This window comes from Paenibacillus sp. EB106-04-04-XG159 (assembly GCF_058791835.1).
This window is the reverse complement of the sequence record NZ_JBYTDY010000010.1, coordinates 69943-96520: the sequence shown is the minus strand read 5'-3', so window position 1 is coordinate 96520 and position 26578 is coordinate 69943. Positions and strand designations below refer to the sequence as shown.

19 protein-coding genes and 2 riboswitches are annotated in these 26578 nt (G+C 47.3%); of the genes, 12 read left to right on the top strand and 7 right to left on the bottom strand.

What is annotated here, in order from left to right:
- The first annotated feature begins 74 nt into the window (after positions 1-74).
- From AC3WTP_RS13805 to AC3WTP_RS13770, 8 genes are all read left to right on the top strand, one after another.
- Positions 75-1940, top strand: a complete 1866-nt coding sequence (locus AC3WTP_RS13805) for an SLC13 family permease (RefSeq protein ID WP_492395202.1) — start codon at positions 75-77, stop codon at positions 1938-1940.
- Positions 1941-2265: 325 nt separating this feature from the next.
- The gene (locus tag AC3WTP_RS13800; protein ID WP_492395201.1) at positions 2266-3594 is read left to right on the top strand and encodes a hemolysin family protein; all 1329 of its coding nucleotides are present in this window, start codon (positions 2266-2268) and stop codon (positions 3592-3594) included.
- 374 nt (positions 3595-3968) lie between these two features.
- On the top strand, positions 3969-4646 hold the full coding sequence (locus AC3WTP_RS13795) for a TerC family protein (protein ID WP_492395200.1): 678 nt from the start codon (positions 3969-3971) through the stop codon (positions 4644-4646).
- A 301-nt stretch (positions 4647-4947) separates the two neighbouring features.
- Positions 4948-5796 carry a DegV family protein gene (locus tag AC3WTP_RS13790; RefSeq protein ID WP_492395199.1) on the top strand — a complete coding sequence of 283 codons (849 nt, stop codon included), beginning with the start codon at positions 4948-4950 and terminating at the stop codon, positions 5794-5796.
- A gap of 420 nt (positions 5797-6216) precedes the next feature.
- A complete protein-coding gene (locus AC3WTP_RS13785) occupies positions 6217-8715 on the top strand; it encodes an S-layer homology domain-containing protein (RefSeq protein ID WP_492395198.1) in 2499 nt (832 codons plus the stop codon).
- Positions 8716-8842: 127 nt separating this feature from the next.
- Positions 8843-9493, top strand: a complete 651-nt coding sequence (gene rnhA / locus AC3WTP_RS13780) for a ribonuclease H (protein ID WP_492395197.1) — start codon at positions 8843-8845, stop codon at positions 9491-9493.
- A 74-nt stretch (positions 9494-9567) separates the two neighbouring features.
- Entirely contained in the window at positions 9568-10389 is an 822-nt protein-coding gene (locus AC3WTP_RS13775; protein ID WP_492395196.1) for a protein-glutamine gamma-glutamyltransferase, read from the top strand.
- Positions 10390-10673: 284 nt separating this feature from the next.
- Positions 10674-11957, top strand: a complete 1284-nt coding sequence (locus AC3WTP_RS13770; RefSeq protein WP_492395195.1) for an ArsB/NhaD family transporter — start codon at positions 10674-10676, stop codon at positions 11955-11957.
- Between the two features lie 131 nt (positions 11958-12088).
- Here AC3WTP_RS13770 and rluF read toward each other — a convergent pair whose 3' ends face one another.
- The 3 genes from rluF to AC3WTP_RS13755 all read right to left on the bottom strand — a co-directional run bounded on the left by rluF (position 12089) and on the right by AC3WTP_RS13755 (position 14726).
- Positions 12089-12829 (bottom strand): 23S rRNA pseudouridine(2604) synthase RluF, encoded by a 741-nt coding sequence (rluF, locus tag AC3WTP_RS13765; protein WP_492395194.1) that lies wholly within the window; start codon positions 12827-12829, stop codon positions 12089-12091.
- Between the two features lie 200 nt (positions 12830-13029).
- Positions 13030-13737, bottom strand: a complete 708-nt coding sequence (locus AC3WTP_RS13760; protein WP_492395193.1) for an SGNH/GDSL hydrolase family protein — start codon at positions 13735-13737, stop codon at positions 13030-13032.
- 134 nt (positions 13738-13871) lie between these two features.
- Positions 13872-14726, bottom strand: coding sequence for an alpha/beta fold hydrolase (locus tag AC3WTP_RS13755; protein WP_492395192.1), 855 nt, complete (start codon positions 14724-14726; stop codon positions 13872-13874).
- 501 nt (positions 14727-15227) lie between these two features.
- A riboswitch (cyclic di-GMP riboswitch) is annotated at positions 15228-15314 on the top strand.
- Between the two features lie 92 nt (positions 15315-15406).
- A riboswitch (cyclic di-GMP riboswitch) is annotated at positions 15407-15492 on the top strand.
- Between the two features lie 44 nt (positions 15493-15536).
- Between AC3WTP_RS13755 and AC3WTP_RS13750 the strand changes: the two genes are divergently transcribed.
- From AC3WTP_RS13750 to serS, 4 genes are all read left to right on the top strand, one after another.
- Complete coding sequence (locus AC3WTP_RS13750) at positions 15537-16193, top strand: anthrax toxin lethal factor-related metalloendopeptidase (protein ID WP_492395191.1); 657 nt, start codon at positions 15537-15539, stop codon at positions 16191-16193.
- 265 nt (positions 16194-16458) lie between these two features.
- On the top strand, positions 16459-17703 hold the full coding sequence (locus AC3WTP_RS13745; RefSeq protein WP_492395190.1) for a DUF445 domain-containing protein: 1245 nt from the start codon (positions 16459-16461) through the stop codon (positions 17701-17703).
- 302 nt (positions 17704-18005) lie between these two features.
- Positions 18006-19187, top strand: a complete 1182-nt coding sequence (locus tag AC3WTP_RS13740; RefSeq protein ID WP_492395189.1) for a polysaccharide deacetylase family protein — start codon at positions 18006-18008, stop codon at positions 19185-19187.
- A gap of 301 nt (positions 19188-19488) precedes the next feature.
- A complete protein-coding gene (gene serS, locus AC3WTP_RS13735) occupies positions 19489-20784 on the top strand; it encodes a serine--tRNA ligase (RefSeq protein WP_492395188.1) in 1296 nt (431 codons plus the stop codon).
- A gap of 97 nt (positions 20785-20881) precedes the next feature.
- On the opposite strand, the gene AC3WTP_RS13730 is transcribed toward serS, so the two are convergent.
- The 4 genes from AC3WTP_RS13730 to AC3WTP_RS13715 all read right to left on the bottom strand — a co-directional run bounded on the left by AC3WTP_RS13730 (position 20882) and on the right by AC3WTP_RS13715 (position 26248).
- Positions 20882-22171 carry a glycosyl hydrolase family 18 protein gene (locus AC3WTP_RS13730; protein WP_492395187.1) on the bottom strand — a complete coding sequence of 430 codons (1290 nt, stop codon included), beginning with the start codon at positions 22169-22171 and terminating at the stop codon, positions 20882-20884.
- Between the two features lie 255 nt (positions 22172-22426).
- Positions 22427-23071 (bottom strand): lysoplasmalogenase, encoded by a 645-nt coding sequence (locus AC3WTP_RS13725; protein WP_492395186.1) that lies wholly within the window; start codon positions 23069-23071, stop codon positions 22427-22429.
- A gap of 346 nt (positions 23072-23417) precedes the next feature.
- On the bottom strand, positions 23418-25301 hold the full coding sequence (locus AC3WTP_RS13720) for a hypothetical protein (RefSeq protein ID WP_492395185.1): 1884 nt from the start codon (positions 25299-25301) through the stop codon (positions 23418-23420).
- 14 nt (positions 25302-25315) lie between these two features.
- The gene (locus tag AC3WTP_RS13715) at positions 25316-26248 is read right to left on the bottom strand and encodes a hypothetical protein (RefSeq protein WP_492395184.1); all 933 of its coding nucleotides are present in this window, start codon (positions 26246-26248) and stop codon (positions 25316-25318) included.
- Positions 26249-26578 lie beyond the last annotated feature (330 nt).

The window sequence follows — 26578 nt, the reverse complement described above, 5'->3', positions numbered from 1 at the left end:
ATGTTACAGGATAACGTGATCCAAGTATCGTAACATAGAACATAGTCTGTTACATCGTAGAGGGGGAATTAACTGTGAACGGACCAATGTTGTTGACGCTGATCATATTAGCAGCAGCGTCAGCGCTGTTTATCTCAGGTAAAGTGCGTTCAGATCTTGTGGCGATTGGTGCCCTAATCGTGATGATGCTGACGAATATATTGACACCAAGTGAGGCGCTGTCAGGCTTCTCCAATTCGGTTGTCATTATGATGATCGGCTTGTTTGTAGTTGGAGGAGGCATCTTTCAGACTGGCTTAGCTAAGATGGCGAGCCGTAAGCTGCTGCAGCTCGCGGGGAAGAATGAGACGCGCTTGCTGATTATGGTCATGCTGGTTACGGCGGCGCTCGGCACGTTCGTCAGCAATACGGGTACGGTGGCCGTTATGATGCCGATCGTCGTTAGTTTAGCTATGAATGCAGAGATCAATCCCGGCCGCTTGCTGATGCCGCTGGCCTTCGCCAGCAGCCTTGGCGGCATGCTGACCTTAATCGGAACACCGCCTAACCTGGTGATTCAGGATACGCTAATCAACGCGGGTTACGAGCCGCTCTCCTTCTTCTCGTTTACACCGATAGGACTGGTCTGTCTCACTGTAGGCATTGTGTCGCTCTTATTTCTGCGCCGATTTCTGCCTAAGAATGAAGAAGGCAATAGCAAGAAGCGTACTGGGCGTTCGCTTAAAGATCTTGCACGAAAGTATCAGCTGTCGCAGAATCTATTTCGCGTTCAAGTAGGAGCAGAATCACCTATTCGCTCGAAGACGCTGCTAGAACTCGATATACCCGCGCAATTCGGGCTGAACGTCATCGAGATTCGCCGTAAGATATCGACCAAGAACCAGTTCTTCAAGACGATCAATCAAGAAATAGCAGGGCCTGACACGGTGATTCAAGAAGAAGATATTTTATATATTAATGGGTCCTTTGAACAGTTAGAGTCGTTTATTGAACAGTATGAACTGGAGCTGCTCGATAGCCAAGCGTCAGAGAAGAAGCAGCTAATCAATGCGGAGCAGTACGCTACAAGCGATGTAGGCATTGCAGAGGTCATGCTGACGGCTAACTCCAGGCTGATTGGTCAGCTCATTAAGCATTCCGGCTTCCGTGAAAAGTACAGAATCAACATTCTAGGGATTCAGCGGAAGGAGCAGTACCTGCTGCACAATTTAAAAGAGGAGAAAATGCGTTTTGGCGATGCCCTGCTCGTTCAGGGGACGTGGAAGGATATCGCCTTACTAGCCGGGGAGCAGGCTGATGTCGTCGTTGTTGGGCAGCCGCTTGAAGAGTCGCGCAAGGTAACGAATGACAATAAGGCGCCGATAGCAGCCGGCATTTTGCTGCTGATGGTCTTATTGCTCGTCACTGAAATCGTTCCTGCGGTGGCTTCGGTCATGATTGCGGCTGTGTTGATGGTTATATTCGGCTGCGTGCGCAATATGGAGGAAGCGTATAAGACGGTCAACTGGGAAAGCATCGTGCTCATCGGCGCGATGATCCCGATGTCGATCGCGATTGAGAAGACAGGGGCCGCTGCACTGCTCTCAGAGGGACTTGTCCAATCGCTTGGCAGTTACGGACCGCTAGCTCTACTCGCAGGTGTGTACTTCACAACGTCGGTGCTCACGATGTTTATCAGCAATACAGCCTGCGCTGTCCTATTCGCGCCTATTGCGCTGAATGCGGCGATACAGCTTGGAGTCAGTCCTTATCCATTCCTGTTCGCGGTATCGATCGGAGCGAGCATGTGCTTCGCTTCTCCGTTCTCGACGCCGCCCAATGCGCTGGTCATGTCGGCTGGCCGATACAAGTTCAGCCATTACTTGAAGGTCGGGCTGCCGCTGCAGCTGGTGATGGGCATTGCTGTGGTTGCCGTGCTGCCGCTGTTCTTCCCGTTTTAACGCGTTCGAGGAAGTGTTGCGGACATGGAAGTTACATTTTCGAATAATAGGGGTAAATATAGCGTATTAGGTGGTTTTACTTACAGCGTGATCTATACATATAATGATTAATATAATGTATGGATCATTCAAGGAGGTGACTAAGACGATGGGCGATGAGCCAGGGGAGCCGGGTGATAGGCTATTGGCATTATGCGGTTGGCGTACGATCAAATATGTCTGGAAAACGAGCTATTATCGACGGAATTAGATCCTCTATCAGTTAAGTAAGTAGGAGCAAGTTAGAAATAACGATGATCTAAAATCACGATGGAGGATGAATAACTTGTTTACAGAGATATTGGTACTTATCATACTCATATTGCTAAATGCGTTTTTTGCGGCTTCTGAGATCGCGTTGATCTCATTGAATGATAATAAGATTAAGGCGATGGCGGAATCGGGGCACAAGAAAGCCCGACTGCTGCACAACCTTCTGAGCGAACCGAGCCGTTTCTTAGCCACAATTCAGATCGGTATTACGCTTGCGGGATTTCTGGCGAGCGCATTTGCTGCCCAGAGCTTCGCTAGCGAGATCGCGACGATGCTCTATGAGGCAGGAGTGCCTATTGCACTGGGCGTTCTGGAGTCGATCGCGGTTATTGTAATTACATTAATCTTGTCTTATTTCACGTTAGTGTTAGGTGAGCTTGTACCTAAGCGATTAGCGATGAAGAAGTCGGAGCCGATCGCGATGTTTGTCGCGTTGCCATTAACGATACTTTTGAAGATTGCCGCTCCGTTCGTTAAATTGTTGACCAGTTCAACGAACTTGATTGTCCGATTGTTTGGAGTCGACCCGTATGATAATAAGGAAGAAATAACCGAGGAAGAGATTCGGATGATGGTCGATGTCGGTAACGAGAACGGTACGATTCAAGAGACGGAGAAGATGGTGATCAACAACATCTTTGAGTTCGACAATAAGACAGTAGACGATATCATGACGCATCGCAGCGCTGTAGTCAGCATTCCGATTGACCTTTCGCTGCAGGAAGTCGTGAAGATTATTAATATTGAAAAATATTCCCGATACCCGATATACGTGGATGATGCAGATCATATTGAAGGTATTTTGCATGTTAAAGATATGTTTCAATTCATCGATACGAGCACTGGCAGTGAGAACGACTTCGCGTTGAAGGATATCATTCGCAGGCCTTACTTTATTCCGGCGTCGAAGCATATAGACGATCTGTATAAAGAGATGCAAAAAGACAAAGTCTACATGGCAGTTGCGATCGATGAATATGGTGACATGGCGGGTATCGTGTCGATAGAAGACTTAGTCGAAGAGATTGTGGGCAATATATTTGACGAGCATGATGAAGAAGAGAAGACGATTGAACAGCTCGATGAGGATACGTTCTTGATCAATGGGGGAACGAATCTGCGTGAGCTAAGGGATTATCTAGATATAGAATTTCCACTGGATGAGTATGATACGTTAAGCGGCTTCCTGATTGGTTTATTGGATCGGATTCCGAATGAAGATGAGCAGCCTGTCATGGAGTACAGCGGGTTCAACTTTAAAGTGGAAAATGTCGATGAGATGCGCATCACGGTCGTCAAAGTGTCAAGGTCTGAGCCGCTGGCTATACCTGAAGCTCCATAGGTTATAGAGGTCTGGTTATATTAGGCTGCTGGGCAGCATGTAAATGATGGAATGCCGCATCGGCGGATTAGTCATTCCGAATAGCTTGTCCACGCACAGGGCATAAGATATAATGGGAACTAATGAGGAGATAGAAGGTATGTAATAGTTAGTATATTTCCGAAAAAACCTAGGATAACTTGATTCAAAGGCATATTAACTTATACAGTGTACATTATGGCATGAAAGCTTCATATAGAATAAGAAACCTCAGTCCATCTCGGGTTGAGGTCTCTTTACATTGAGAGTATGATCTTTAAACAAGAAGTTATATGTCTTAAGTTATATGTCGCAGAAATTATATAACGTTATACCATATCAAGGAGATGTTTAGATTGGATATATTCAGTGTTGAATTCTGGACTAGCCTATTGTCAATCGTCATTATTGATTTAGTATTGGCGGGTGATAATGCGATTGTAATCGGGCTGGCTGCGCGCAATATTCAGAAGAAAGATCAGAAGAAAGTAATCATATGGGGGATGGTGGGTGCAGTCGCCATTCGTATCATTGCAACGGTATGTGTAGTTTATCTGCTCAAGATTCCTGGATTGCTCATTATAGGCGGCTTGATGCTGCTCTGGATCGCGATTAAGCTCGTTACCGAGGATCATGAACAACATAATGTCGAGGCCAAGAACAGTATATGGGCAGCCATTGGAACTATCATCGTCGCTGACGCTGCCATGGGGCTTGATAATGTGCTTGCGGTAGCAGGCGCGGCAGAGGGACATATTGTACTCGTGGTCATAGGATTGATGATCTCTGTTCCTGTCGTCGTATGGGGCAGCACAGTGGTACTGAAGCTACTCGAAAGATTCCCTTGGGCTATTTTTGTTGGATCGGGTGTATTAGGCTGGACAGCTGCCAAGATGTTTGTAAACGAACCGTTCTTGGCACAGTTCTTCACGAACCCGGTTATTAAATACGGATTTGAGATACTGATGGTTGCCTTAGTTGTCCTTATCGGTATCGCGAAGAAAAACAAATCAACTGCCGTCAGTCAGTCATAGGTCAATGCAGTTGCATCGGCAATGTCGCACAAAAAGCAGGCAGTGTCACAGAGTTGAATGATAGCTTAGACTGCAAAGAGCGGACGCCTCTCAGGGTGTTCGCTCTTTTTGGTATATCGCAGCGGCATAGTTACTTTCTAGCAGCAAGGATAAATTGCGTTTATCTTTACTATGGCGAATGATATAATGGTGAGCAATTGTGTTGAGATCTATAACGCTTATCGAGTGTATGTAGTGTTTATAGCTTATGCGAGCCTTCTCAGCATACATCATACGTCATATCAATAGAAATGGGAGCTCAATGACAAAAAAGATTGCTTGGATCACAGATAGTACGGCTTATATCCCTGCTGACTTAAAGGATAACCCAGATGTATTCGTTATGCCCCTAGGGATTATATTTGGCAACCATGCATACGAAGATGGTATTGATCTAACCACAGAGCAATTGTATCGACGCATTCGAGAAGAAACAGTCATACCTAAGACGTCGCAGCCGCCTATTGGTAGATTTGCTGAATTATTCGAACGTCTAAGTGTTGATTATGACTGTGCAATCGCTATTCATGTATCTGAGAAGTTAAGCGGAACACTAGCTTGCTGCCAATCCGCTGCAGAGATGGGTTCCTTCCAGGTTGAGGTCGTTGATTCGAAATCGATGTCTTATGCGATCACAACATTGCTGTACAAGGGCATCGCGATGGCCAAGGAAGGGATCGATTGCCAGGAAATTGCAGGTGTATTGCGTCAAGAGGCTAATAAGTCGGAAAATTATATCGTGTTAGGCAGTCTGGAGCAATTCTATAAAGGCGGTAGAATGACAGGCACTCAGTACCTGCTAGGTTCTCTGCTTCGAATTAAACCCGTTATTCGAGTTAACTCCGATGGAGCATTCGAACTGTTCGAACGAATTCGCTCAGAGAAGAAAGCGTACTTGAGAATGATTGAATTGTTCGCAGAAGCGTATCAACGGAACACGATTCATCAACTGCAAATTATGCATGGCAATGTGATAGAGAAAGCAGAAGCATTCAAGCAAGAAATGAGAAGTCGCTTCCCAAGCCTGGATATCGTAATCGGCGAGATAAGCTCTACTATTGCTGTCCACGCAGGCGAAGGCACTCTGGCTGTCATTTGGCATAATGAGTAAACCCAGTTTGATCTATAAAAAACAGACTACTTCCTATAATTAGGAGGTAGTCTGTTTATTATAACGAAGTATCCGTATAACCTAGTCATTATATGACAATCTATACTCAGATTCTCCTCAAACACAAGATGATGCTAGGTATGCGGACACACGATCCGCTATTTGCAGCCAACACCGCTATATCGTCATCCACACGGACCGTACAGCCGCTATTTGTGACAAATCAGCCCGTTTTCGATAGAACCGAAGCAAATAACGGCTTCTGTGTCCGCAAAACTCCCAATATGCTGCTTTTTTTAAGGAATAAGGGCTCCTCTGTCCGTTTCCGCCACCCTTAATCTAGAACTACTGTAGAATATATGAAAGTAATCTATTATACTCATATATAGGACTTATAACCTACTATAAGGGGATACTGTGATGAGAGCAATTAAGAAATTAGTCATGTTCTTGCTTGTTGTCTTGATGATGACAGCTGCTCCGCAAGCATATGCGGCAAGCAATGCGGCAATCGCGGATAACGGCAGTATTATCAATCAGAACATTGTGTTTATTGATGTCCAGAACCATTGGGCGAATGATGCTATTTATGATATGGCTCAGAAGGGGTATATCAGCGGATATCAGGATAATTCATTTAAACCGGAGAAGCCAATCACGCGAGAGGAATTCGCTAAGCTGATCTCGGTCACGTTTTCGTTGGATCTGGTGGATGTAGATACTCCGTCATTCACGGATGTGCAGCGAGATCGATGGTCTTTCAAATATGTCGAGGCAGCGAAGGAATTTCTTACAGGCTACTATCCGCCTAAGGGGAAGGCATTCTTTAGTCCCGATACGAAAGCTACTCGTGAAGATGTAGCAGTGGCGCTCGTTAAGGTATTGGGCTATACGGCTGATGATTTACAAGATCCGTACATACTTGATCGCAACTTTAGTGATGTAGACAGCATTTCCTATAACCTAAGAGACTATGTAGCGATTGCGACTGAGAATCGACTCATTCAAGGCTATCAAGACGGCACCTTCCGTCCTGAGAATCCGATTACGCGCGCGGAAGTGGCCACGCTCCTATATCGAGTAATCAAGGATTCTTCCCATGATCAGGGAGAAGGCTTGAAGCTGGAAGTGAGCGTTCCTGAGAAGACTGAGAGCGGAACCTTCTCGGTCGAAGGATCGACAAGCCGCAATGCGAAGGTAACCATTAACGGTTCGGCTGTTAAGGTGGAAGATGGCCGCTTTAAAGAGCTGTACAAGCTGGATGAGGAAGGCCGCCATACCATCACGATTACTGCAAAGCTGCCAAACGGTCAAGAGAAGAGCGTAACGAAGACGATCGTCTATCAGATCGATGGTCCTCAATTACGAGTGAACGACGTACCGGAGACGACCACAAAAGAATCGATAACAATCAGCGGTACGGTAACGGATAAGAATGACAGCTATCCAGTAGTATATTTAAACGATGAGAAGGTGTCTGTGTCCAGCTACAACGGTTCCTTCTCGGAGGAAGTGAAGCTGCAAGAAGGCGTGAATAAGATCGTGGTTCGCGCAGTTAATAAGCAGGACAAGTCCACTGTGGTGACGAAGACGATCACGTTCAATGCGGGAGGTCCTAACCTCCAAGTGAACTCCATTCCAGAGCAAACGGCGAATGAGAAGCTGACGGTTTCTGGTACGGTAACGGATAAGAACGATGGCTATCCAACGCTCTATATTAATGATCAAAAGGTATCTGTCAGCAGTTATAATGGCAGCTTCTCAGAAGAGTACACGCTCCGTAACGGCGAGAATACATTCGTATTCAAAGCGGTCAACAAAAACGGCAAAGAGACGGTTGTCACGAAGAAGGTTACACTCAACGCCGATGGCCCTGTGCTGCGTGTGAATGATCTTCCGGCAGTGTCAACGAACGAGACGATCACGATCAGCGGTACAGTTACAGACAAGAATGACAGCAATCCAACGGTTTATATGAACGATGAGAAGCTGTACGTGGCGAGCTACAACGGTTCATTCTCCAAGGAGGTTAAGCTTAAGGAGGGTGTGAATACATTTGCGATTCGCGCGACAAATAAAGCCGGCAAGTCTACCACGGTGACGAAGAGCATCGAATTCAGTGCCGGGGCTCCTACGCTGAAAGTAAATGCGCCGGATCTGAGCAAGCTGAAGGAAGTTACGATAACGGGAAGTGTGTCGGATAAGAATGATAGCTACCCAACCGTTTATATGAATGGTGAGAAGCTGTATGTGGCGGGCTATGATGGATCATTTTCAGCGACGGTGACATTGAAGGACAATGAGAATACGTTCGTATTCAAAGCTGTGAACAAGATAGGCAAAGAGACGACTGTAACGAAGGTCATTAAGTACGTTCCTGGCGGACCTGTGCTGCAAGTGAATGATATTCCTGCAACAACGACATCCGACAAGATCACAATCAGTGGTTCTGTGAGCGATGATAATGACAGCAGATTTACCGTTTACTTGAATGATGAAACGATTATTTCAAACAGCTATTATAATTCCTTCTCCCAGGAAGTAACACTGACTGAAGGTGTGAATACCTTCGTCATTCGCGTGGTGAACAGCGCAGGCTTATCGACGTCCGTGACGAAGACGATTATCTTCACAGTAGAAGGTCCCGCTCTTGTCATTGGCTACGCGCCAGAAACGACAACCAATCCCGAGTTTACATTAACGGGCAGTGTGACCGATAAGAACGACAGCAGACCGCAGTTGTACTTGAACGATGTGCTCATTAATGTGGATTGGAACGGCTCCTTCAGTAAGACTGTGCAGCTGAAGGAAGGGGCTAACGTCTTTACATTTACGGCAGCTAACAAGCTGGGCAAGACAACGAAGGTCGTGAAGACGATCATCCTGCAGACTGCGCCTCCAGCGGAGTCGGGAGTATAAGCGTCAGATGAATAGGAGCTTCCTCCGAACTCAACGGGGGGAGCTCCTTTTTGGTTGCAATCGAACGATTGAAATAGTAGATTAAGGAGTGAAATCCACATGGAAGTGGAAGGGAAGAGGGCAGTATATGGCTAAGCAAAAGTATTATGTCGTATGGGAAGGCAATCGGCCGGGAATCTACACGAGTTGGCCGGAGTGCCAAGCCGAAGTAGCGGCATACAAGGATGCTAAATATAAATCCTACTCCACGAGAGCGGAGGCGGAGCGAGCATACAAGGAAGGCTGGAAGAAGCACTGGGGCAAGAAGGAATCAGGAAGCGCATCGGCGGGTAAGGTGAAGGCAGCTTCATCGACACCAGCGTCAGCAGGGGAGATTGACTATGACAGCATTTCAGTTGATGTAGGCACCAAGGGCAACCCTGGACCGATTGAATATCGGGGCGTGGATACGCAGACAGGTCAAGTTTTGTTTGCTCGAGGACCTATTCCGAACGGTACCAATAATCTGGGCGAGTTTCTGGCTATCGTTCATTCGTTGGCCTACTTGAAGAAGCTTGGCAGCCATAAAACGGTGTACAGCGATTCCCGCACAGCAATGAAATGGGTTAGAGAGAAGAAGGTCGCGACCACCCTGGAGCGCAATACCTCCACGAAGGAAGTGTGGGATCTGGTTGACCGTGCATTGAAATGGCTCCAGACGAACAGCTATGACAACAAGGTGTTGAAGTGGGAGACGCAGGAATGGGGCGAGATCAAGGCGGATTACGGTCGAAAGTAGAATTCTGTGCACTTTACCTAAGGTCGGTACGTACAATAGCCTAAACGAGGTTATGTACGATCGGAGGTGATACAGTGACAATCATTGTGAGTCATGGCGCAGATCAAGTAAGCAGAATCCCGATGATGGAACTGGAAAGATCCATTTATGTACAGAAACAGAACAGCCCTGTTGTGTATCGATATGATTCCCCGGCAGCCTTGGCATTCGAGCTGAATATGAGAAGCAGGATCGTTTCGGATGCTATCGCTCTCTACCACAGCGGCTTGAACTTCTCGACGTTCGACAATTCCAAGTGCAACGAGCTCGTCTGGACTCGGAATGATAACGGAGGCTTCAGGTTGAACTATGGTGTGCTGCCTTCTGATGGAATACTCGATATTTTTCGAAATGGTCATCTGTACGCAACAGAATGCGCTACCGCAATGGTGATTGTGATGTACAGGGCGATATTGGACGGTATCGGCAAGGCGGCATTCGATTATCATTTTAAGGACATCGTACTATATGACTGGCAGTATGACAGCGATTTGCGTTTGATCCCGAACTACAACAACAATGAGGCATATCCTGGAGACATCGTCTATTTTGAGAATCCTGATTATAATCCGGAAACACCGGAGTGGCAGGGGGAAAATGCGATCGTTCTAGGCAACAATCTGTACTATGGGCATGGAATCGGAATAAAGACGGCGGACGAAATCATCGCAGCACTGAATAAACAAAGAGTGCCAGGCAGCACGACTTCCGCCTATTTCTCTGACTTTGTGCTTGCGCTGGACTTTGAGTATACCCGGAGTTTAGCTGCAGGCGGCGCTAGTCCCTTTTTATTTCGAGACAAATACAGCACTGAGCTCATTTACGCCAGAATAGGTACACATCTATACATGCAATAAACCGGTCGACATGATCGGTTTTTTTGTTGCCATGAACTCACTGAATGCGCGAGACCTCCTGCAATTTTCTTGAATATTCAGATAATGGGTCGTCAACGAGCTGCGGCGCATGAATTTATGTGATGTTTGTTGCAGAACTATGGAATTTTTGAAAATGGGTGATACTATAAGAGTTATCTTTATTACTTTGGGCGTGACATACATAGTTCACTAAGAAGTATACGATCATGAATAAATGCCCATACGAGAATGTTATTCTCAGAGGACGTTAGGTAGGGGGACATATGGATACTCAAGCAATACTGGCAATTGGCATCTTTTTGATCACGTACGCATTGATTATTACGGAGAAGATTCACCGCACCATAGTTGCGATGCTTGGCGGTCTGTTAGTTATACTGTTTGGTATAGTTGACATTGAATCGGCGATCGCGCATCATATCGATTTCAACACTCTGGGTCTGCTGCTCGGGATGATGATTATTGTTGGTGTGACCTCGAAAACAGGCTTCTTCAGCTATATGGCTATCAAGGCGGCTAAGGTAGCGAAGGGAGATCCGATTAAGATCCTGGTCGCTTTAGCGCTGATAACAGCTCTGGCATCCGCATTTTTGGATAATGTAACAACTGTCTTATTGATGGTTCCGGTTACGTTCAGCATTACTCGGCAATTGAAGGTCAATCCGTTTCCGTTTTTATTTTCACAGATCCTTGCGTCCAATATCGGCGGTACAGCAACGATGATCGGGGATCCTCCAAACATTATGATTGGCAGCGCCGTGCCGGAACTGACCTTTATGGCGTTCATTGAGAACCTGGCACCGGTCGTCTTGCTCATACTGGCTGTTCAAATCCCTTTGTTCATCCTCATGTTTCGCAAAAGTCTACGTACGACAGACGAACATAAGCGGGGGATCATGGCAATCGACGAGAGCGAGCTCATTACCGACCGCCGTTTGCTGGTAAAATGCCTAATTATACTGGGGCTTACGATCGCTGGATTCTTTCTGCATCAGATCGTACATGTGGAGTCATCTGTCGTTGCGTTGACAGGGGCCTTTATTCTGCTGTTAATTACCGGTGAGCATATGATGGAGGAAGCGTTCAGCAAGGTGGAATGGACTACGATCTTCTTCTTTATCGGATTATTTACGCTGGTAGGGGGGCTCGTGGATACGGGAGTCATTAACAGCTTGGCTGAAAAAGCGATCGAAGTGACTGGCGGCGACTTGACCGCAACCTCGATGCTGATTCTGTGGATGAGCGCGTTGGCCTCTTCCTTCATGGATAACATCCCGTTTGTTGCGACGATGATTCCGTTGATTCAGGAAATGGGCAATATGGGCGTGTCCAATCTGGAGCCGCTCTGGTGGAGCCTTGCGCTCGGCGCGTGTCTTGGCGGAAACGGTACATTGATCGGAGCAAGCGCGAATCTGATCACGGCTGGATTGGCAGCTAAGGAAGGACATCCGATTACCTTCGTTAAGTTCATGAAGTATGGATTTCCGATGATGCTGCTGTCCATTGTTATTTCCACGATCTATATATACTTTAGATATCTGCTCTAACTACGAAGGGGATGCGGATAAGTCGACTTATCATCTGACTTATCTGCATCCCCTTTAATCATAGCTCGCCGCGCACCTGCCAACGGTACGAGTCGGGCTGTCATAGAACATATTCTATTGGCGATCTGTCCTCAGATTCTGCCCTTTCGGGTGTCGCGAACCTCGTGACCTGTGAGCTTCATTAGCTCTGAGAACTCTTGATCCGTCAGATCACGCCATTGTCCAATCTTCAATGGATCGAGTCGGATGTTCATAATTCGAATACGCTTAAGCTTCACGACATTATAGCCAAACACTTGACACATCCGGCGAATCTGACGATTCAAGCCTTGTGTCAGAATAATCTTAAACACGCGCTCACCGATTGGAGTAACCTTGCATGGTTTCGTCTTCGTGCCAAGAATAAGAACTCCGCGCGACATCCCCTCTACGAAGGAAGGGGTAATGGGCTTGTCTACCGTTACGATATATTCCTTCTCGTGGTTATTCTCTGCTCGCAGAATCTTATTGACGATATCGCCATCGTTAGTAAGCAGGATCAGGCCTTCCGAATCTTTGTCGAGACGCCCGATCGGGAAGATGCGCTCTTTATGATTAACGAAGTCAACGATGTTGTCTTTCACGTGCAGCTCGGTCGTGCATGTTATGCCCACAGGCTTATTTAAAGCGATGTATACAGGCTTCTTCTTCTCGCCGATACGTCTGCCGTCGACGCGAACATCGTCGCCGGGCTCCACCGTGCTGCCAAGCTCGGCCAGCTTGCCGTTAATCGATACACGCTTCGCTTCAACCCATTTATCCGCTTCCCGTCTGGAGCATATGCCCGTTTCACTAATGAATTTATTAATTCTCATCTGGGATTCCTTTCTCATATGCCAAAGTAACAACCGCATGCCATATATTATACTATATTCCGTCATGCGGTAAACTTCTATGCTGAGAGGAGTCTTGATACAGTTTGAGTAAATAGCGGGGTGAACATATAAGAAACAGCGGGCGCCAATATGCTGGGCCCGCTGGATAAGTGCATATGGATATAACAGGTGACAAGGCTACTGTGTCCCGCAGCATGCTAAATATCAATGTTGGCTTCCTTCAACGTACTGCGTAGGACTTGGGCCATTAAGCTGTAGCCTAGAGCGTGCGGATGCACCCCATCGTCGGTTAATCCGTCCCGCAGCGTTTGACCATCTGTTTCAACGAAGTGGCTGTGATAATCGACGTAGATGAAGCCGTATTGTTCAGCGATACTCTTGATATGTTGGTTGATCTGAACAATGACAGCATTGCGCTCTTGGTTGGCTTCGGTTGCCGGCCGGTTCGTCGGCAGAATCGAGCACAGAATGAGCGGCTGCTCGCGGTCTGCGCACATCTTAGCTATCTCGTCGATGTGTGTAGTAACAAGCTCGAATACTTCATCGCTAGTCCAACCTATACGGTTTGGCACATTCGTCGATTCCATCTTAAAGGTGTCATTCACACCGATCATCAACACGATATGATTCGGTTTAAGCTGCAGCGTATCCGCTTCAAAGCGTTTCGCGACATACTGTGCTACGTCCCCGCCGATTCCGCGGTTAATTAATGCGCCTCGTTCCGAATGGAAGTAGGGATCGAACTCCCACAGATGCGTGATCGAATCCCCGATAAATACAAAGTCAACCGGCGTTTGCTCCGTGAGCAAGCATTCATTCTTAATATCGAATTCCAAACGTCTAAAGTCCGCAGCAGCTTGAAGCGGAGAGAATAAACCTGGCTTAACAAATTGAACTCTGCTCATATCGTCACTTCTTTCATATGTAATGGATGAGTTGGAGATTCATTACCCACTCTTAATATAGAGTAATCATTGCAGGATTAGCATATGATTTGATCCATTCGATAACATAAATGAAGGCTAAGACGTGATCGCGATTATGACAATAAGAATTCGGCTACCAGATGATTAAAGTCTTCCTGCTCCTCGATAAACGGCATATGACCGCTCTGCTCGAAGATATGAAGCTTGGCGTTAGGCAGCAGCTTCGCCATCTCCTCTGCTTGCGATACAGGTGTAATCCAATCGTGACGCGCTGCAATGATGAGTGTATCAGACTCGTAAGACGGCAGAAGCGGGCGAACATCATACAGCGGGATCAGGTGCTTGAACGTATAGTTGCAAGCTTCTAAGGAGCCGATCGGACGGTTTCCGACTTCCTCCATCAGCTGAAGGTCTTGTTTATAGAAGTACAAGGATAAGCATAGGCTCCACCATTGCTCCAGGTGGTCGTTGTCCTTAATGTTGCCTTCGAACAGTTCTGGAATCGCGCGCAGCTGCTCTGGTGTGGCTACCGCTGCCGCGAATTCCAACGCAGCTGGATAGAATTCATAGCTTGGCGCCGTACATAGGAGTACAAGCTTGTCCACGGATTGCGGGTATTTCGTAGCGAAGACCTGTGCCACCATTCCTCCGAATGAATGCCCCAATACATGGATCGATTCAAGGCCTAAATATAGCCGCAGCGCTTCTAGATCATCCGCCAGCTGCTCTAGAGTGCAGTCAGCAGGATTAACCCGGTCCGATTGCCCATTGTTGCGATGATCTACATAGACGATCTGCAGATGCTGAGCAAGAGGCGTCAGCCACGGCTTGAAGTCGGAGTGATCGCTTCCTGGTCCGCCGTGCAGAACGAAACATACTTTTCTATGTTCCATGCGAGGTCCGTTAGGAACGTAGCTGGAGCCCTCCACATCGAAGTAGATTCGAGCGCCATTCAGTTGAGCAAACATATATATTACCCCTCTCAATATCTTAGTTGTTCGTAATCGTTGAAATGAATACTGGAGCCGCACAAACTTAACCAAGTTAATAGTTAACAGCTTCAAGTCATATGCTGGGCAACACTCGTTTATCTGTCACAAATTAAAGGCAGCATATACCAAATAATCAACGATACACCAAATTATAACGTTTTCTATGTAAAATATTAATCGGATAAGTGAAAGTTTATTAATTATTTTGGATTGGCGGGCAGTTCCATATCTCCCACGGAGAATCGAATGCGGTGCTGCAGCCTTACGTCATGGGCTACATCCGCAGAAGTCGCAGCCATGCATGCGGCTTTTTTTCTTTGGACAGATTCATGAATCTATCATCATAAGGTTGGCAAGGGAAGCATTTGCGGAAATAGAAATAGGAATAAATAGGGAATTATGCCTACTATTCTATTGACTATTGAATCTTTCAGAAGTAAGATATTAGTAGGAATTTTGATAGATAATAACTCCATATATTGATAAAGGCAAACCCATCGAAAGATGGCGGCGCAAAGCTATAGGGGCTAAGGCGAGAGATCGCGATGCCAGCCAGTTACCGGTATAGAAGCGATACGTGTCCAATTGCGTAATTCCAGCCCTTCTTACCTAGGTAAGAAGGGCTTTTTATATTGGAAGTACATTGGTCAACTCCGTATTGACAAAGGCAAACCCATCGAAAGATGGCGACGCAAAGCTAGAGGGGCTACAGCAGTGAGTGCTAAGCCAGCCAGCTACCGATAAACAAGCTCAACGTCCAAGAGCGTTGGCTTTAGGAGGAGAATTATGATGAAATGGGACAAGCGTATTGTCGTTGTCGCACTTATCTTATCGTTCTTATTCGCAACACCAGCATATACAGTAGAAGCACAAGGCACTTCAGTAATCGATCAATTGGTCGTGCTGCCAACAGGCGATTATAATACTAAAGAAGCTAAAGCTATGATCGATAGACTTGAGAAGATTCCTGCAGCAGCATTAGAGGGATTGAACGATAAAGGGACTAAGATTAAGCTTACGAACGACATCATCACGAACGAGCCGGAACTTCAGTATTTGAAAGGTGTTACCCCAAGAGGTTGGGAGAACACGGGATTGACTTGGGACGACGTTCCTGGCGTCAGCGAACGCAACGTTGTCGTTAGAATCGGTTATAGCAAGAAGGGTAAAGGTCACAGCTCGTACAACTTGGAGATTCATGAAACGATGCACGCGATAGACCGTTTCGTATACGATGAAGCAAGCAGCACGAGTACTTTCAAAGATATCTTCGACAAAGAAGCCAAGGTGAAATATGACGGAGACGGTTATGTATCGGTCTACCCTGCTGAATACTTTGCGGAGGCAGCAACATTGTATGTATACAGCGATAAGACACGCAGTGACCTGAAAAAGAACATGCCATTAACATACGACTACTTGGACAAGCTGTTTAATAGCTAAGTTGAAACCAGCACTTATAACGATAGAAGCTCTTTTCAGGCGTCGCTGCCCGAAAGGAGCTTTTTTGGATTTGCGCATTAGAAAACTTCTTAGCTATACTCTTTAACTGGATGTAAGAAGTTCATATTCATTTCAGGTGGACGCTTCGTGATTGGAGGTATTTCTGACGTATTTACGTCCTATACCGTATAATGATTGATGATGAATGAATATGGGAAGCATTTAATTAGCTTATCCGTATACTTAGTAGAGAAGGGGGACGCACATGCAATCCAAATATATAGCGGGAATATCACTAGCCGTTATGGCCGTAGGTTTCGCGGTGACGATGTTTCTGCCACAGCATGTTGTTATCATCTTGCTTCACGGCGGATTTGAAGCAGGACTTGTTGGCGGAATTGCGGATTGGTTCGCAGTAACCGCTCTGTTTCGCCATCCGTGGGGGATACCTATTCCGCACACTTCGCTCTTGCTGAAGAATAAGAACAGAATTGTTGAATCGATGATTTCTTCTATGGAGAATGAATTGCTGAACAAGGAGAGCATTGAGAGCAAGCTCCGACAGATTCAAATATTACAGCGCACCACTGCTATGTTGACGAAGTTGATGAGCCAGAAAGAGATCAGAGTACAGATGATCAATATGATCATCACTGGTATTCAGCGCTTGCCGATTCAACAGCTTGTCCCATCTATTCAATCTGGATTAGCGGCTTATGTTCAGAAGATGGACCTTAAAAGCACGGCGGATGCTGTAATGACGAAGCTGCTCCATGACCATTATGATGAACAAGCTCTGGATTATGTGTTGGATCAAGCATCTGACTGGGTTAAGCAGCGCAAGACAAAGCTCATGCTTGGGCAGCTTGCCCTCGAGAAGCTGTCTGAAGTGAGAATGGGCGGCTTTACAGGCTTTGCTGTACAGGCGTTTGCCGGCTTCGTGGATGAAGATAAGATGGGGGCTATGCTGCAGAATATAATCGTATCCGCGATCCGAGATCTGAAGGTTCCTGAGCATCCAACCCGCGAAGCGTTAATGCAGGAGGTTCGCATTCGATTGTTCGAGCTCGCGGAGAATGAAGACTATCTGGAACAGCTGAAGCAATGGGCTGCCAAGCAATTGAAGGAAGAGCAGATGGAGTCCATCTTGATCACACAGCTGGAACAGCTGCGAGATCTTATTATTGCTAAGCTGGAGTCGGAACGCGAAGCGGGAGGACGCAAGGTGTTTGCAGCTTATCGCTGGCTCGTGAGGAAAGCTGGTGAAGATCCAGAGATGTTGGCTAAAGGAGAGGCATGGATCTCATCTAACATTATCCGCATAGTAGAGAGCAATCACTACAGAATCGGACAGCTGGTACGCGAAAATATCAATCGGATGGACGATGCATCCCTAGTACTTATGCTGGAGGATAAGGTCGGTAAAGATTTGCAGTGGATTCGAGTGAACGGAGCGTTGTGCGGTTTCATCATCGGGATATTCCTCTCTCTCTTTAAGATGTTGATTTAATATAACTTATATAAGCATGCACCGTTAATGGGCAGTCTGAGTCATCAGGCTGCCCATTTCTGTTGTTCTTGGGTTAAGATAGGCCATTAGCCTTCGTTCTGTCGACACAAATTAAGCACAATTTAGGATAGGAAGTCGACAATATATACCATATAATAGGCGATATGTGGAAATTTTGTATTTGGAACGAAAGAGCACAACTTCAGACTATGATAAGCAGCTATTAATCAACATAGACTCATTTCGTTAGGTGTTGTCCTTAAACTCTGTTCTAACCAGATTCATAGTGAGGAGATTCAACGATGAAGGTGCAAGCATTTTTACACCGAAAGTGGCTAATGGGTTGTTTATTATTCGTCTTATTGGTTGTTGGTTATACGCTGTATATATATTCTAAAGACATCACGTTAGTTGTAAATGGGAAAACGATTGACAATAAAGCCGCGATATATATGAACGATAATAGACTGATGGTGTCAGAAGCATTAATCGAGAGTGAATTTGGCAAGCAAGTGGAGACGGCAATCGTTAAACTTGATCCTGGTACGTACTACAAAGATCGAGTAGCTGTACTGATGTATCATCATATCGAAGATCATCCTACTGAACCGCACATTCTATCAGCAGCAGACTTTGACAAGCAGATGGAGTTGTTGGAATTAAACGGCTTTAAGATTATCACCTTAGAAGAGTATACGGCTTTTATGACAGAAGGGCAGGACGTGCCGGATAACGCGGTGCTGCTTACATTTGACGACGGTTATGAGAGCTTCTATACACACGCCTATCCGATCTTGAAGAAGTATGGTCATACTGCAACTAATTTCGTGATGGTCGCGGCAGTGGATAATCGGACTGGGGTAACCAAGATGACATGGGATCAGATGAGAGAGATGAAGCAAGCAGGCATGAGCTTCTATAGTCATTCATACGATTCCCATTACTATCGTGCAATTGATAACAAGGGCAAGGAGGGGCAGATGCTGACCCACCCGCTGTACATTCAGGCGGAGAAGCGCGTCGAGACGGAAGAGGAATACAAGAAACGGATCGCAACCGATCTCGGAACAGCCGAGAAGCGGCTGCGCGAAGAACTAGGCAATGATTTGGCTTATATAGCATTTCCGTTTGGCGCGGCTAATGATGACGTATTTGATATATTAAAGTCACTTCAGATCAAGCTCTCCTTCACGATAGAGCCGGGCTTGACCTCGCGCCGTGACAAGAATGCTTATCGTTTCAATGCGGGCGGCAGCGATAAGAAGCCTGAGGAGTTGATCGAGACCTTAAAGTCGATTGCCACTGGGGGCAAGAATGAATATATGGCGATTAAGGTTGATGGGGAGGAAATATACTTTGCGAAGCAGCAGCCTATGCTGGTGAAAGATGAGTTGATGATTCCCTTGAAGGAGTTCTGTAAATTGTACAATATTCGGATCAAGTATGATAAGAAGCGGCGCACGGTGGAGCTAACTACGCCGTAGAACATAGAAAAGATTGTAATTGCTCGAAGAACAGGCTATACTAAACGTTAAATTCAATGATTCGATCATGCCTGTGAAGAGCATCCAACTCGGAGGCGTTCTCGTCAAGGGGTCCGTTAATCGTGTGAGTCGATTGCGGCACTGCCCTAAGTTTACCGGCACCGCCCGTTATCGCGGAACCAGAGAGGATTGGACGGCTATGCTGTTCAATCAAGTTGGGTGGCACCGCGAGCGAAGCGCTCCTCGTCCCATACGGATGAGGGCGCTTTTTGTATTTTTCGCGAGAGGGAGTCGGTAGACGATGTTGGACATGAGATGGATAAGAGCACATGCAGATGAAGTACAGAACGCGGCGGATCAGAAAGGAATTCAGATCTCGATCGGCGAGCTTGCGGCGGTGGATGAACGGAAACGACGGCTGCAGCAGGAAGTAGATGAGCTGCGCCGCGTGCGCAATGAACAGTCGCAAGAGATTGGCAAGCTGATGAAGAATGGCGATCAAGAGCGGGCTGAAGCGCGCCGAGCAGCTGTGAAAGAGATGAATGAGAAGCTAACGGCGACGGAACAGGAGTTGAATGAGGTTGAGAAGCAATATACGCAATTGATGCTTCTCGTCCCCAATATCGTATCGGCGGATACCCCGATCGGACGCTCGGATGCAGACAATGTGGAAGTGAAGCGTGTAGGGGAACCGCCAGCGCGCGATTATGAGATCAAGGATCATGTAGAGCTCGGCGAGCTGCACGACATGATCGACATTCCGCGCGGGGTAAAGACGGCCGGATCGCGAAACTACTATTTAAAGGGAGCGGGTGTGCTGCTGCACCGCGCTGTTCAGCAATTAGCGGTGGATCTGCTGCTTCGCAAAGGGTACACATTGCTGGATGTGCCGTTAATGGTGCGGACGGAAGCACTGACCCATACAGGGTTCTTCCCGCTTGGGCAGGATCAGACGTATGAGCTTGTTGATGAGGGGAAATGGCTTGTAGGTACGTCGGAAGTATCGCTCGTCTCGTACTACGCTAATGAAATCGTGGAAATGGCTGAGCCAGTGAGACTGGCGGCTGTATCGACCTGCTTCCGCAGCGAAGTCGGCTCGGCAGGCAAGGATGTGACGGGGCTCTATCGTGTGCATCAGTTTGCCAAGGTTGAGCAGGTCATCCTGTGTGAAGCCGATGCTGAAGTATCGGAGAGCTTGCATCAGGAGATTACAGCTAATGCGGAGGAGATCCTGCAGCTGTTAGAGCTGCCTTATCGTGTTATGGCTGTGTGTACTGGCGATATGTCGCAGAAGACGTATAAGCAGTTCGACATTGAGACATGGATGCCGAGCCGGCAGGCCTATGGTGAGACTCATTCGTCGTCGAACCTGCATGACTTTCAGGCGCGGCGGTCGAACATTCGCTACCGTGACAAGGAGGGCAAGCTGCAGTATGCCCATACCTTGAACAACACGGCCATCGCTTCGCCGCGTATCTTGATCCCGCTGCTGGAGAACCATCAGGAAGCCGATGGCTCGATCCGAATCCCAGCAGCACTGCGGCCTTACATGTATGGGATGGAGCGGATTGCGGCTCCAATGGCAATCAGCGAATAGCGCAAATAAGCGCATATCGATCATACGGAAGCTTTCGCGGCGGCAGATCCTGCTCCTCGAAAGCTTTTGTTATGCTGTTGTCTTTACTCTTGGCATCTTATTGACGTTTCACCACATTGAAGTTGTCATCGATAAGCAGCCAATTCTGCGGAAAGTCCAAGCCGAGCTTCCAGTAGCTGATGCCGCGCAAGCGGAGCTCCTTCAATAGGTTAAACTTGGCTTGAATCGAGCGAGCATCCTCAAACCAGACGATATGCTCTTTGCCCGCATCATCTGTGTACCTGAAGTGGGGCGCTTGCGCCTTCTGATCGTATTGGATAGGTACGCCTCTATTTCGAGCAAGATTAGTGGCAGCGACGGGACTTAACGCCTTGGCGTATGGGCCGCCCTGCACATAAGGCAAGGTCCAGTCATAACCGTATAGATTCTGTCCCATCATGATCTTGGACGCTGGAATCTCCGTGAGTGCATACTCCAGCACCTGGCGAACAGGTCCAATAGGCGAGACAGCCATCGGAGGACCACCGCTATATCCCCATTCATACGTCATAATTACAACAAAGTCAGCAACCTCTCCATGCGTCTTATAGTCATGAGCTGTATACCATTCTCCAGTTTGCGCGGCGCTTGTCTTTGGAGCCAGCGCTGTAGACATCAGATACCCCGCGCCATGAATCCGCTCAGCCGCTTTTCTTAGAAATCGATTGTAGGCTTCTCGATCCTCAGGGCGCAGATGTTCGAAATCAAAGTGGATATCTCGAAACCCCAGCTCTTGAGCTGTTTTCATGATGTTGTCGAGCATTGTGTTCTGCACCTGCTCGTTCGTTAAGATTTCATGCCCCAGTTCCGCGCTGAACTGTTCATTTTCCAGATTGGTAACCACCATCATCATCGTGACATTGTTCTCTCGGGCGATGTCCTGCAATTGCCCCAGTGGCGGAGCCTTCAATGATCCGTCTCGATTGACGCGGAAGCTGAAAGGAGCCAAGTAGGTAAGATAAGGCGCTGTTTCTCTGGCGGCTGCAGTGAGGTCCTGTGATACTTGATCTCCTCTTGGTTCAATGTAGGCGTTGACTTCGGCCTTGCTTCGCGGAGCGGGGGGAATATAGAGACGTACTCCGACCTGCAGCGGTTTATTGACATCCAGTCGATTGACAGAGGCAAGCTTATCTACGGTAGTACCGTGTTTGCGAGCGATCGTATAGAGACTGTCGCCAGGCTGTACCCAATAATACTGTCCAACAATAGGGATGACCAGCGACTGACCTGTGACTAATGGAGCGTCTTGCGGGATTTGGTTCGCTTCCGCTATCGTTTGAGCAGAGATGCTGTAGGCTTGGGATAAGCCGTTCAACGTCTGCCCGGGTTGCACGACATGAATTTGCATGATGCTACTCCTTCCAGCTTCTGTTGTAAATAGGATCTTTCAGTGACGTTATGAACATGGATAAATCGAAATTAAGGCATTGCGGATGCCTCTTATTGGTTAGGGTATTCTCCTAGGTGGGCCGGGGTGTATGTCTAGTGAAAGGTATTGCGAGGCTGTTATTCGAGTGGACCCATAAGATCGGAAATGAAAAACAGGCCATTACCGTGCACTTTATGTACATGGTAATAGCCTGTATGTATTCATACGATTTCATTAAAACTGTCCGATGCGGGCATATCGGATCTGCTTCTTATAGATACTGCGCGCAATCAAGAACTGCGCTGAATAATAAGTGATCATAATTAATGTATCCGCGTAAGCCACATCTGAAACGAACATATTCCAGCCTAGGATGGAGTCCGATACCATAAACAGCAAGCCGCCTACGATCGCCCATTTGCTGCCGGTCATGATGGACAGCCAGCCCATAACGGAGATAGCAATCATATAGCACAGCACAGGGATTAACAGAACTTCTTCGTTGTTAAGCTTGAGAGCTGACTGGAGCTCACTCCACATAAAGAAGAAGTACACCGCGATAGGGATAATCGTCAGAAAGCGCGGCCATGAGAATCGCCATCTAGTTAGAAATGCTCCTGCATAGAAGAGATGTCCGATCAAGAATGCGCTGAGTCCGGCCACGAACGACCACTCTATGAATCCGTCCCCCAGCATACAGAAGAACAGTCCAACAAGCGCAAGCCGGAAGTAGCGGTCTTTCGAATCAGGTCTCTGCAAATAAGCGTAAATCAGAATGAGGCACATTGGAATCAGCTTAAATAGAGTAAGATTGGGTACAAAGAAAATATATAGTATGCCCATCGCTAATATTGCTACAGGAAGCAGCCATTTTGTCATAAGTCATCCTCCCGATCGTTTCATTAATGAAATATCTATTATCTATTAATAATATGACACTGTAAAATGGAAAAGTCTACTTTTGTGCGTGTGCGCGCGCTGTGAGTCACCCATGCGAGACCTGAGACGTCGAAAAACGACATCTCAGACTCAAAAGAGCCCTGCGAGAAGGCCGAGACGTCGGAAAACGACGTCTCAGCCCCATAAACGCCCTCGCGCCAGCGATAAAAGAGTCTGAGACGTCGAAAACCGACATCTCAGACTCAAAAAGGCCTTGCGAGAAGGTTGAGACGTCGGAAAACGACGTCTTAGCCCCGCCACTGCCCGCGCAATAGGCAGTCCAACATTACTCTACAGCCTCGACATCGAAGCTAGGGATATTGACGAGTTGATCGCTTATGAGCACTTCCGTATATGAATTGAAGCTGCCCATCACCGTAATCGTGCCGCTCGTCTGCGGCAAATCGCCGTTCAATGCGATAAAGCTGTCTCCCATGACCGCGTAGATGGCACCATCTCCGCCCTCTACAAGCTCGCAGCTGAAGCGGACTTTCTCATGTTGGTGCTGTATCAGATCATTCACTTGAATATCACGGTATCCCATCTCTGGCGACATGCTGGAATCGGAGCCAGTCTCAGCGCCAGCGTCAGATCTTTTGTCGTGACCGTGACCGTGACCGTGACCTTTACCAGCACCTGCGTTAGTATCCACATTGCCCTCATGATCGAATGCAGTATCTTCATGTTCCATGCCAGTATAAATGTATTGGCCCAGGAGCAAGCGATAAGTGGCAACGCCGCCTTCAGCACCCTTTATGTTCGGATTCGTCACCCTAATCTTGTTGTCACCCACTAATTCTAAGCTGTCGGCCTCGACTTGGAACTGCGTGTTAATCTCCTTGCTTGTCACCTGCAGCAGCGTATAGGTGGCTTCGCGAGTTACCGATTCGGATACGAGCAGCAGGACAGGCTTCTTCTTGCTAAGCGCATCTTCAATCGTTAAGCTCGTGACGGCAGAGTTCGTTGGAATCGGACTGCTGGTCAGCACGCGAACGCTCTCATCGCCGCCTTCCCAACTTGCGAAGTACACACGACTACTGTCATCAACCCCTGCAGCATAAGCCTGTGTACCGAAGCGATTCCCTCCGCCAACAACATGGCTATAATTCTGACTAGGGTCAACGCTTTCCAACAGACGGACAGGCTCAGCGACAGCCCAAGCCAGGCGAGCCGCTTGAATGTCGGCCGAAGTATCCCGATAAGGCGCCAAGTCCGTGTACAGCTTAATCGCCGCCTCATATTCTCCGCTGGATACATACCGTTCGGCCTTCTTCATCCAGGAGTTGATCTGCTTCTCGACACTTCCAGCAATGCCGGATTTGATTCCAGCGTTCTCGGCGAATGAAGCATATGCCTTAGCATGAGCGATATAAATTTCAACATGATCCTGTTCAGCATCTTTTTGCATAACGGTGCTCGCGATTGATTCCACCTGCTTCGCCAGCCAAGGAGCATAATAATTCAGCTCTTCGTAGCTGCGCAGCATAGACGACGCCTCATCGAGCATATGGTTAAATTGTCCAGAAGCCCCAAGACGGGACAGCTTCCGCCCATCATAGCTCTCAAACTTGTTGGCGAGCAGACTGGACTTCTTCTCCGCTCCTCCATAATAGAGATCTGGAATGCGGAGCAGGTTCGCCTTGAACGATTCATCCTCGTAGCTGTCCTGTTCCAGATTATGAGCCATTTGTTCATCAAAATGCTTCTTGAAATATTCAAACCCAGCTATGATGCTATCCGAAATGCCGTATGACTCTGATATTTCACGATAATAGGCTTCGAATGGGCTATTATTACCAACATAAGAATTGCGCACGTTCTGCTGCTTCTTGTATGTGTTCATAAACGATTCGAAGTCAGAATCGCTCACAGCAGCTTCCGCATCGCGACGGACAACCAGCAGCTGCTCCTTGATCGAGGTGATCGGAGCAAGCTCCTGCAAGCGCGCATCAATTTCCTGCTCCTTATAATCGATCCAGCGATTCCGATGCGCTTGCTGATACCAATCCTCGGCCTCCACGAGTTGCTTATCGTTATACAACTGCTCGGCTTGGGTGACTGCGGATATTTTCCGTGAGATGTTGACGCCCTTAACGCCAATAAGAACCAGCGCAATCACGCATAAAATAATCAACATATTCCGAGGGTTCAGCACCCGTAACTTCGTCATATCGTATATCCTTTTCATTGAGATTGAAAATCTGGGTCCCATTGGTACTGTTCCTTGTAAATCTGATAGACTTCATCTCTTAATCCGCCCCAATCCTGGGTGCTGTTCTGACCGATGATGTTATAGAGGCGCAGGAAGCGATCCTTCGGCAGATAGCGCGCGTAGCGAGCAATAAAGTTCGGATACAATTGAACATAGTGCTTCATGCGTACTGCAGCGCCGACAACTGCTGTTAAGATCTCGGTTCCTTGCTCCATTTCATAGAACTCAATCTCATAGGTCGTCACATAACGGAGCGCTCTTTCTTTAATGAGATCGCGCTTGACTCTAGCAAGCTCGCCGATATACCTTGCAAGCATGGGCTCGAAGTGCGACACCAGAAGCGGTTCAAGCTGAAGCTCCATATCCTTGCGTAAAATGAAAGAATCGAGCAGCGCAATCTGCTGCAGGCGAATCGTGCTGCTGCGCTGCACGGTGCTGATCTCGCGCAGCATCTCGTATGACTTCACTGGCTCCGTCTTCCACAGCCCGATAGCGGATTCCCAATCTCGAAATACGCCTTTCACGATGTTGGATTCATCCCGCTTTATGAGCTTATCCAGCTCGCGAGTTGTCTCATAGGGTATCGCCTTGCGCTGGAAGTACCACATGGTGAGTGTGCATACGACTCCTGCTGTGAGCGACAGCGCTATCTGTAGGAAAGTATTGCTAAACAGGACAGCGACGAGCGAGATCAGAACCACAAGGAGCAGATGCGATTGCAACGAGCGGCGAGCAAGAATCGCGGCGCGCTGCTCAACGGATATGATCTGTTTCTTGCCGCAGTTGGTGCACTGTTCTGCAGGCAGAACAGTGTAAGTGTTGCAATGTTTGCAAACTTTTAACCTTTGCACCCTATATCGCGTCTTATTATAAGGATGGAACTGTACGGGCTTCTTAGCACTCATGACCGTTCACCTTCGCGATTCAGTATCGTAAGCAAGCGACGATCGATATCATCGGAAGTAGGCGTGTTCTTATGCCGGAAAAAGTAGGTTGTTGACTTCACTGCGGCATAAAGAAACATAATTCCTATACATGCGTATGCAACCATATTACAATCCTTTCTATAACAGGAGTTTGTTAATGGGAGGAGCCTATGACTTTTCGCCTATTAGGTCCGCCCAGCTGTTATGCGCTACGTTGAAGTTTGAGCTGAATAATACTATCATATGATAAAGCTCTGGTATAAATAGTAAGCTTTCTTCGCGGCAATGTGAGGCTTATTGCCTATAACG

Coding starts and splice junctions, on each gene's coding strand:
- AC3WTP_RS13790 (WP_492395199.1), top strand. CDS start 4,948: ATGACAAAAAAGATTGCTTGGATCACAGATAGTACGGCTTATATCCCT.
- AC3WTP_RS13785 (WP_492395198.1), top strand. CDS start 6,217: ATGAGAGCAATTAAGAAATTAGTCATGTTCTTGCTTGTTGTCTTGATG.
- rnhA (WP_492395197.1), top strand. CDS start 8,843: ATGGCTAAGCAAAAGTATTATGTCGTATGGGAAGGCAATCGGCCGGGA.
- AC3WTP_RS13770 (WP_492395195.1), top strand. CDS start 10,674: ATGGATACTCAAGCAATACTGGCAATTGGCATCTTTTTGATCACGTAC.
- rluF (WP_492395194.1), bottom strand. CDS start 12,829: ATGAGAAAGGAATCCCAGATGAGAATTAATAAATTCATTAGTGAAACG.
- AC3WTP_RS13760 (WP_492395193.1), bottom strand. CDS start 13,737: ATGAGCAGAGTTCAATTTGTTAAGCCAGGTTTATTCTCTCCGCTTCAA.
- AC3WTP_RS13755 (WP_492395192.1), bottom strand. CDS start 14,726: ATGTTTGCTCAACTGAATGGCGCTCGAATCTACTTCGATGTGGAGGGC.
- AC3WTP_RS13750 (WP_492395191.1), top strand. CDS start 15,537: ATGATGAAATGGGACAAGCGTATTGTCGTTGTCGCACTTATCTTATCG.
- AC3WTP_RS13745 (WP_492395190.1), top strand. CDS start 16,459: ATGCAATCCAAATATATAGCGGGAATATCACTAGCCGTTATGGCCGTA.
- AC3WTP_RS13740 (WP_492395189.1), top strand. CDS start 18,006: ATGAAGGTGCAAGCATTTTTACACCGAAAGTGGCTAATGGGTTGTTTA.
- serS (WP_492395188.1), top strand. CDS start 19,489: ATGTTGGACATGAGATGGATAAGAGCACATGCAGATGAAGTACAGAAC.
- AC3WTP_RS13730 (WP_492395187.1), bottom strand. CDS start 22,171: ATGCAAATTCATGTCGTGCAACCCGGGCAGACGTTGAACGGCTTATCC.
- AC3WTP_RS13725 (WP_492395186.1), bottom strand. CDS start 23,071: ATGACAAAATGGCTGCTTCCTGTAGCAATATTAGCGATGGGCATACTA.
- AC3WTP_RS13720 (WP_492395185.1), bottom strand. CDS start 25,301: ATGACGAAGTTACGGGTGCTGAACCCTCGGAATATGTTGATTATTTTA.
- AC3WTP_RS13715 (WP_492395184.1), bottom strand. CDS start 26,248: ATGAGTGCTAAGAAGCCCGTACAGTTCCATCCTTATAATAAGACGCGA.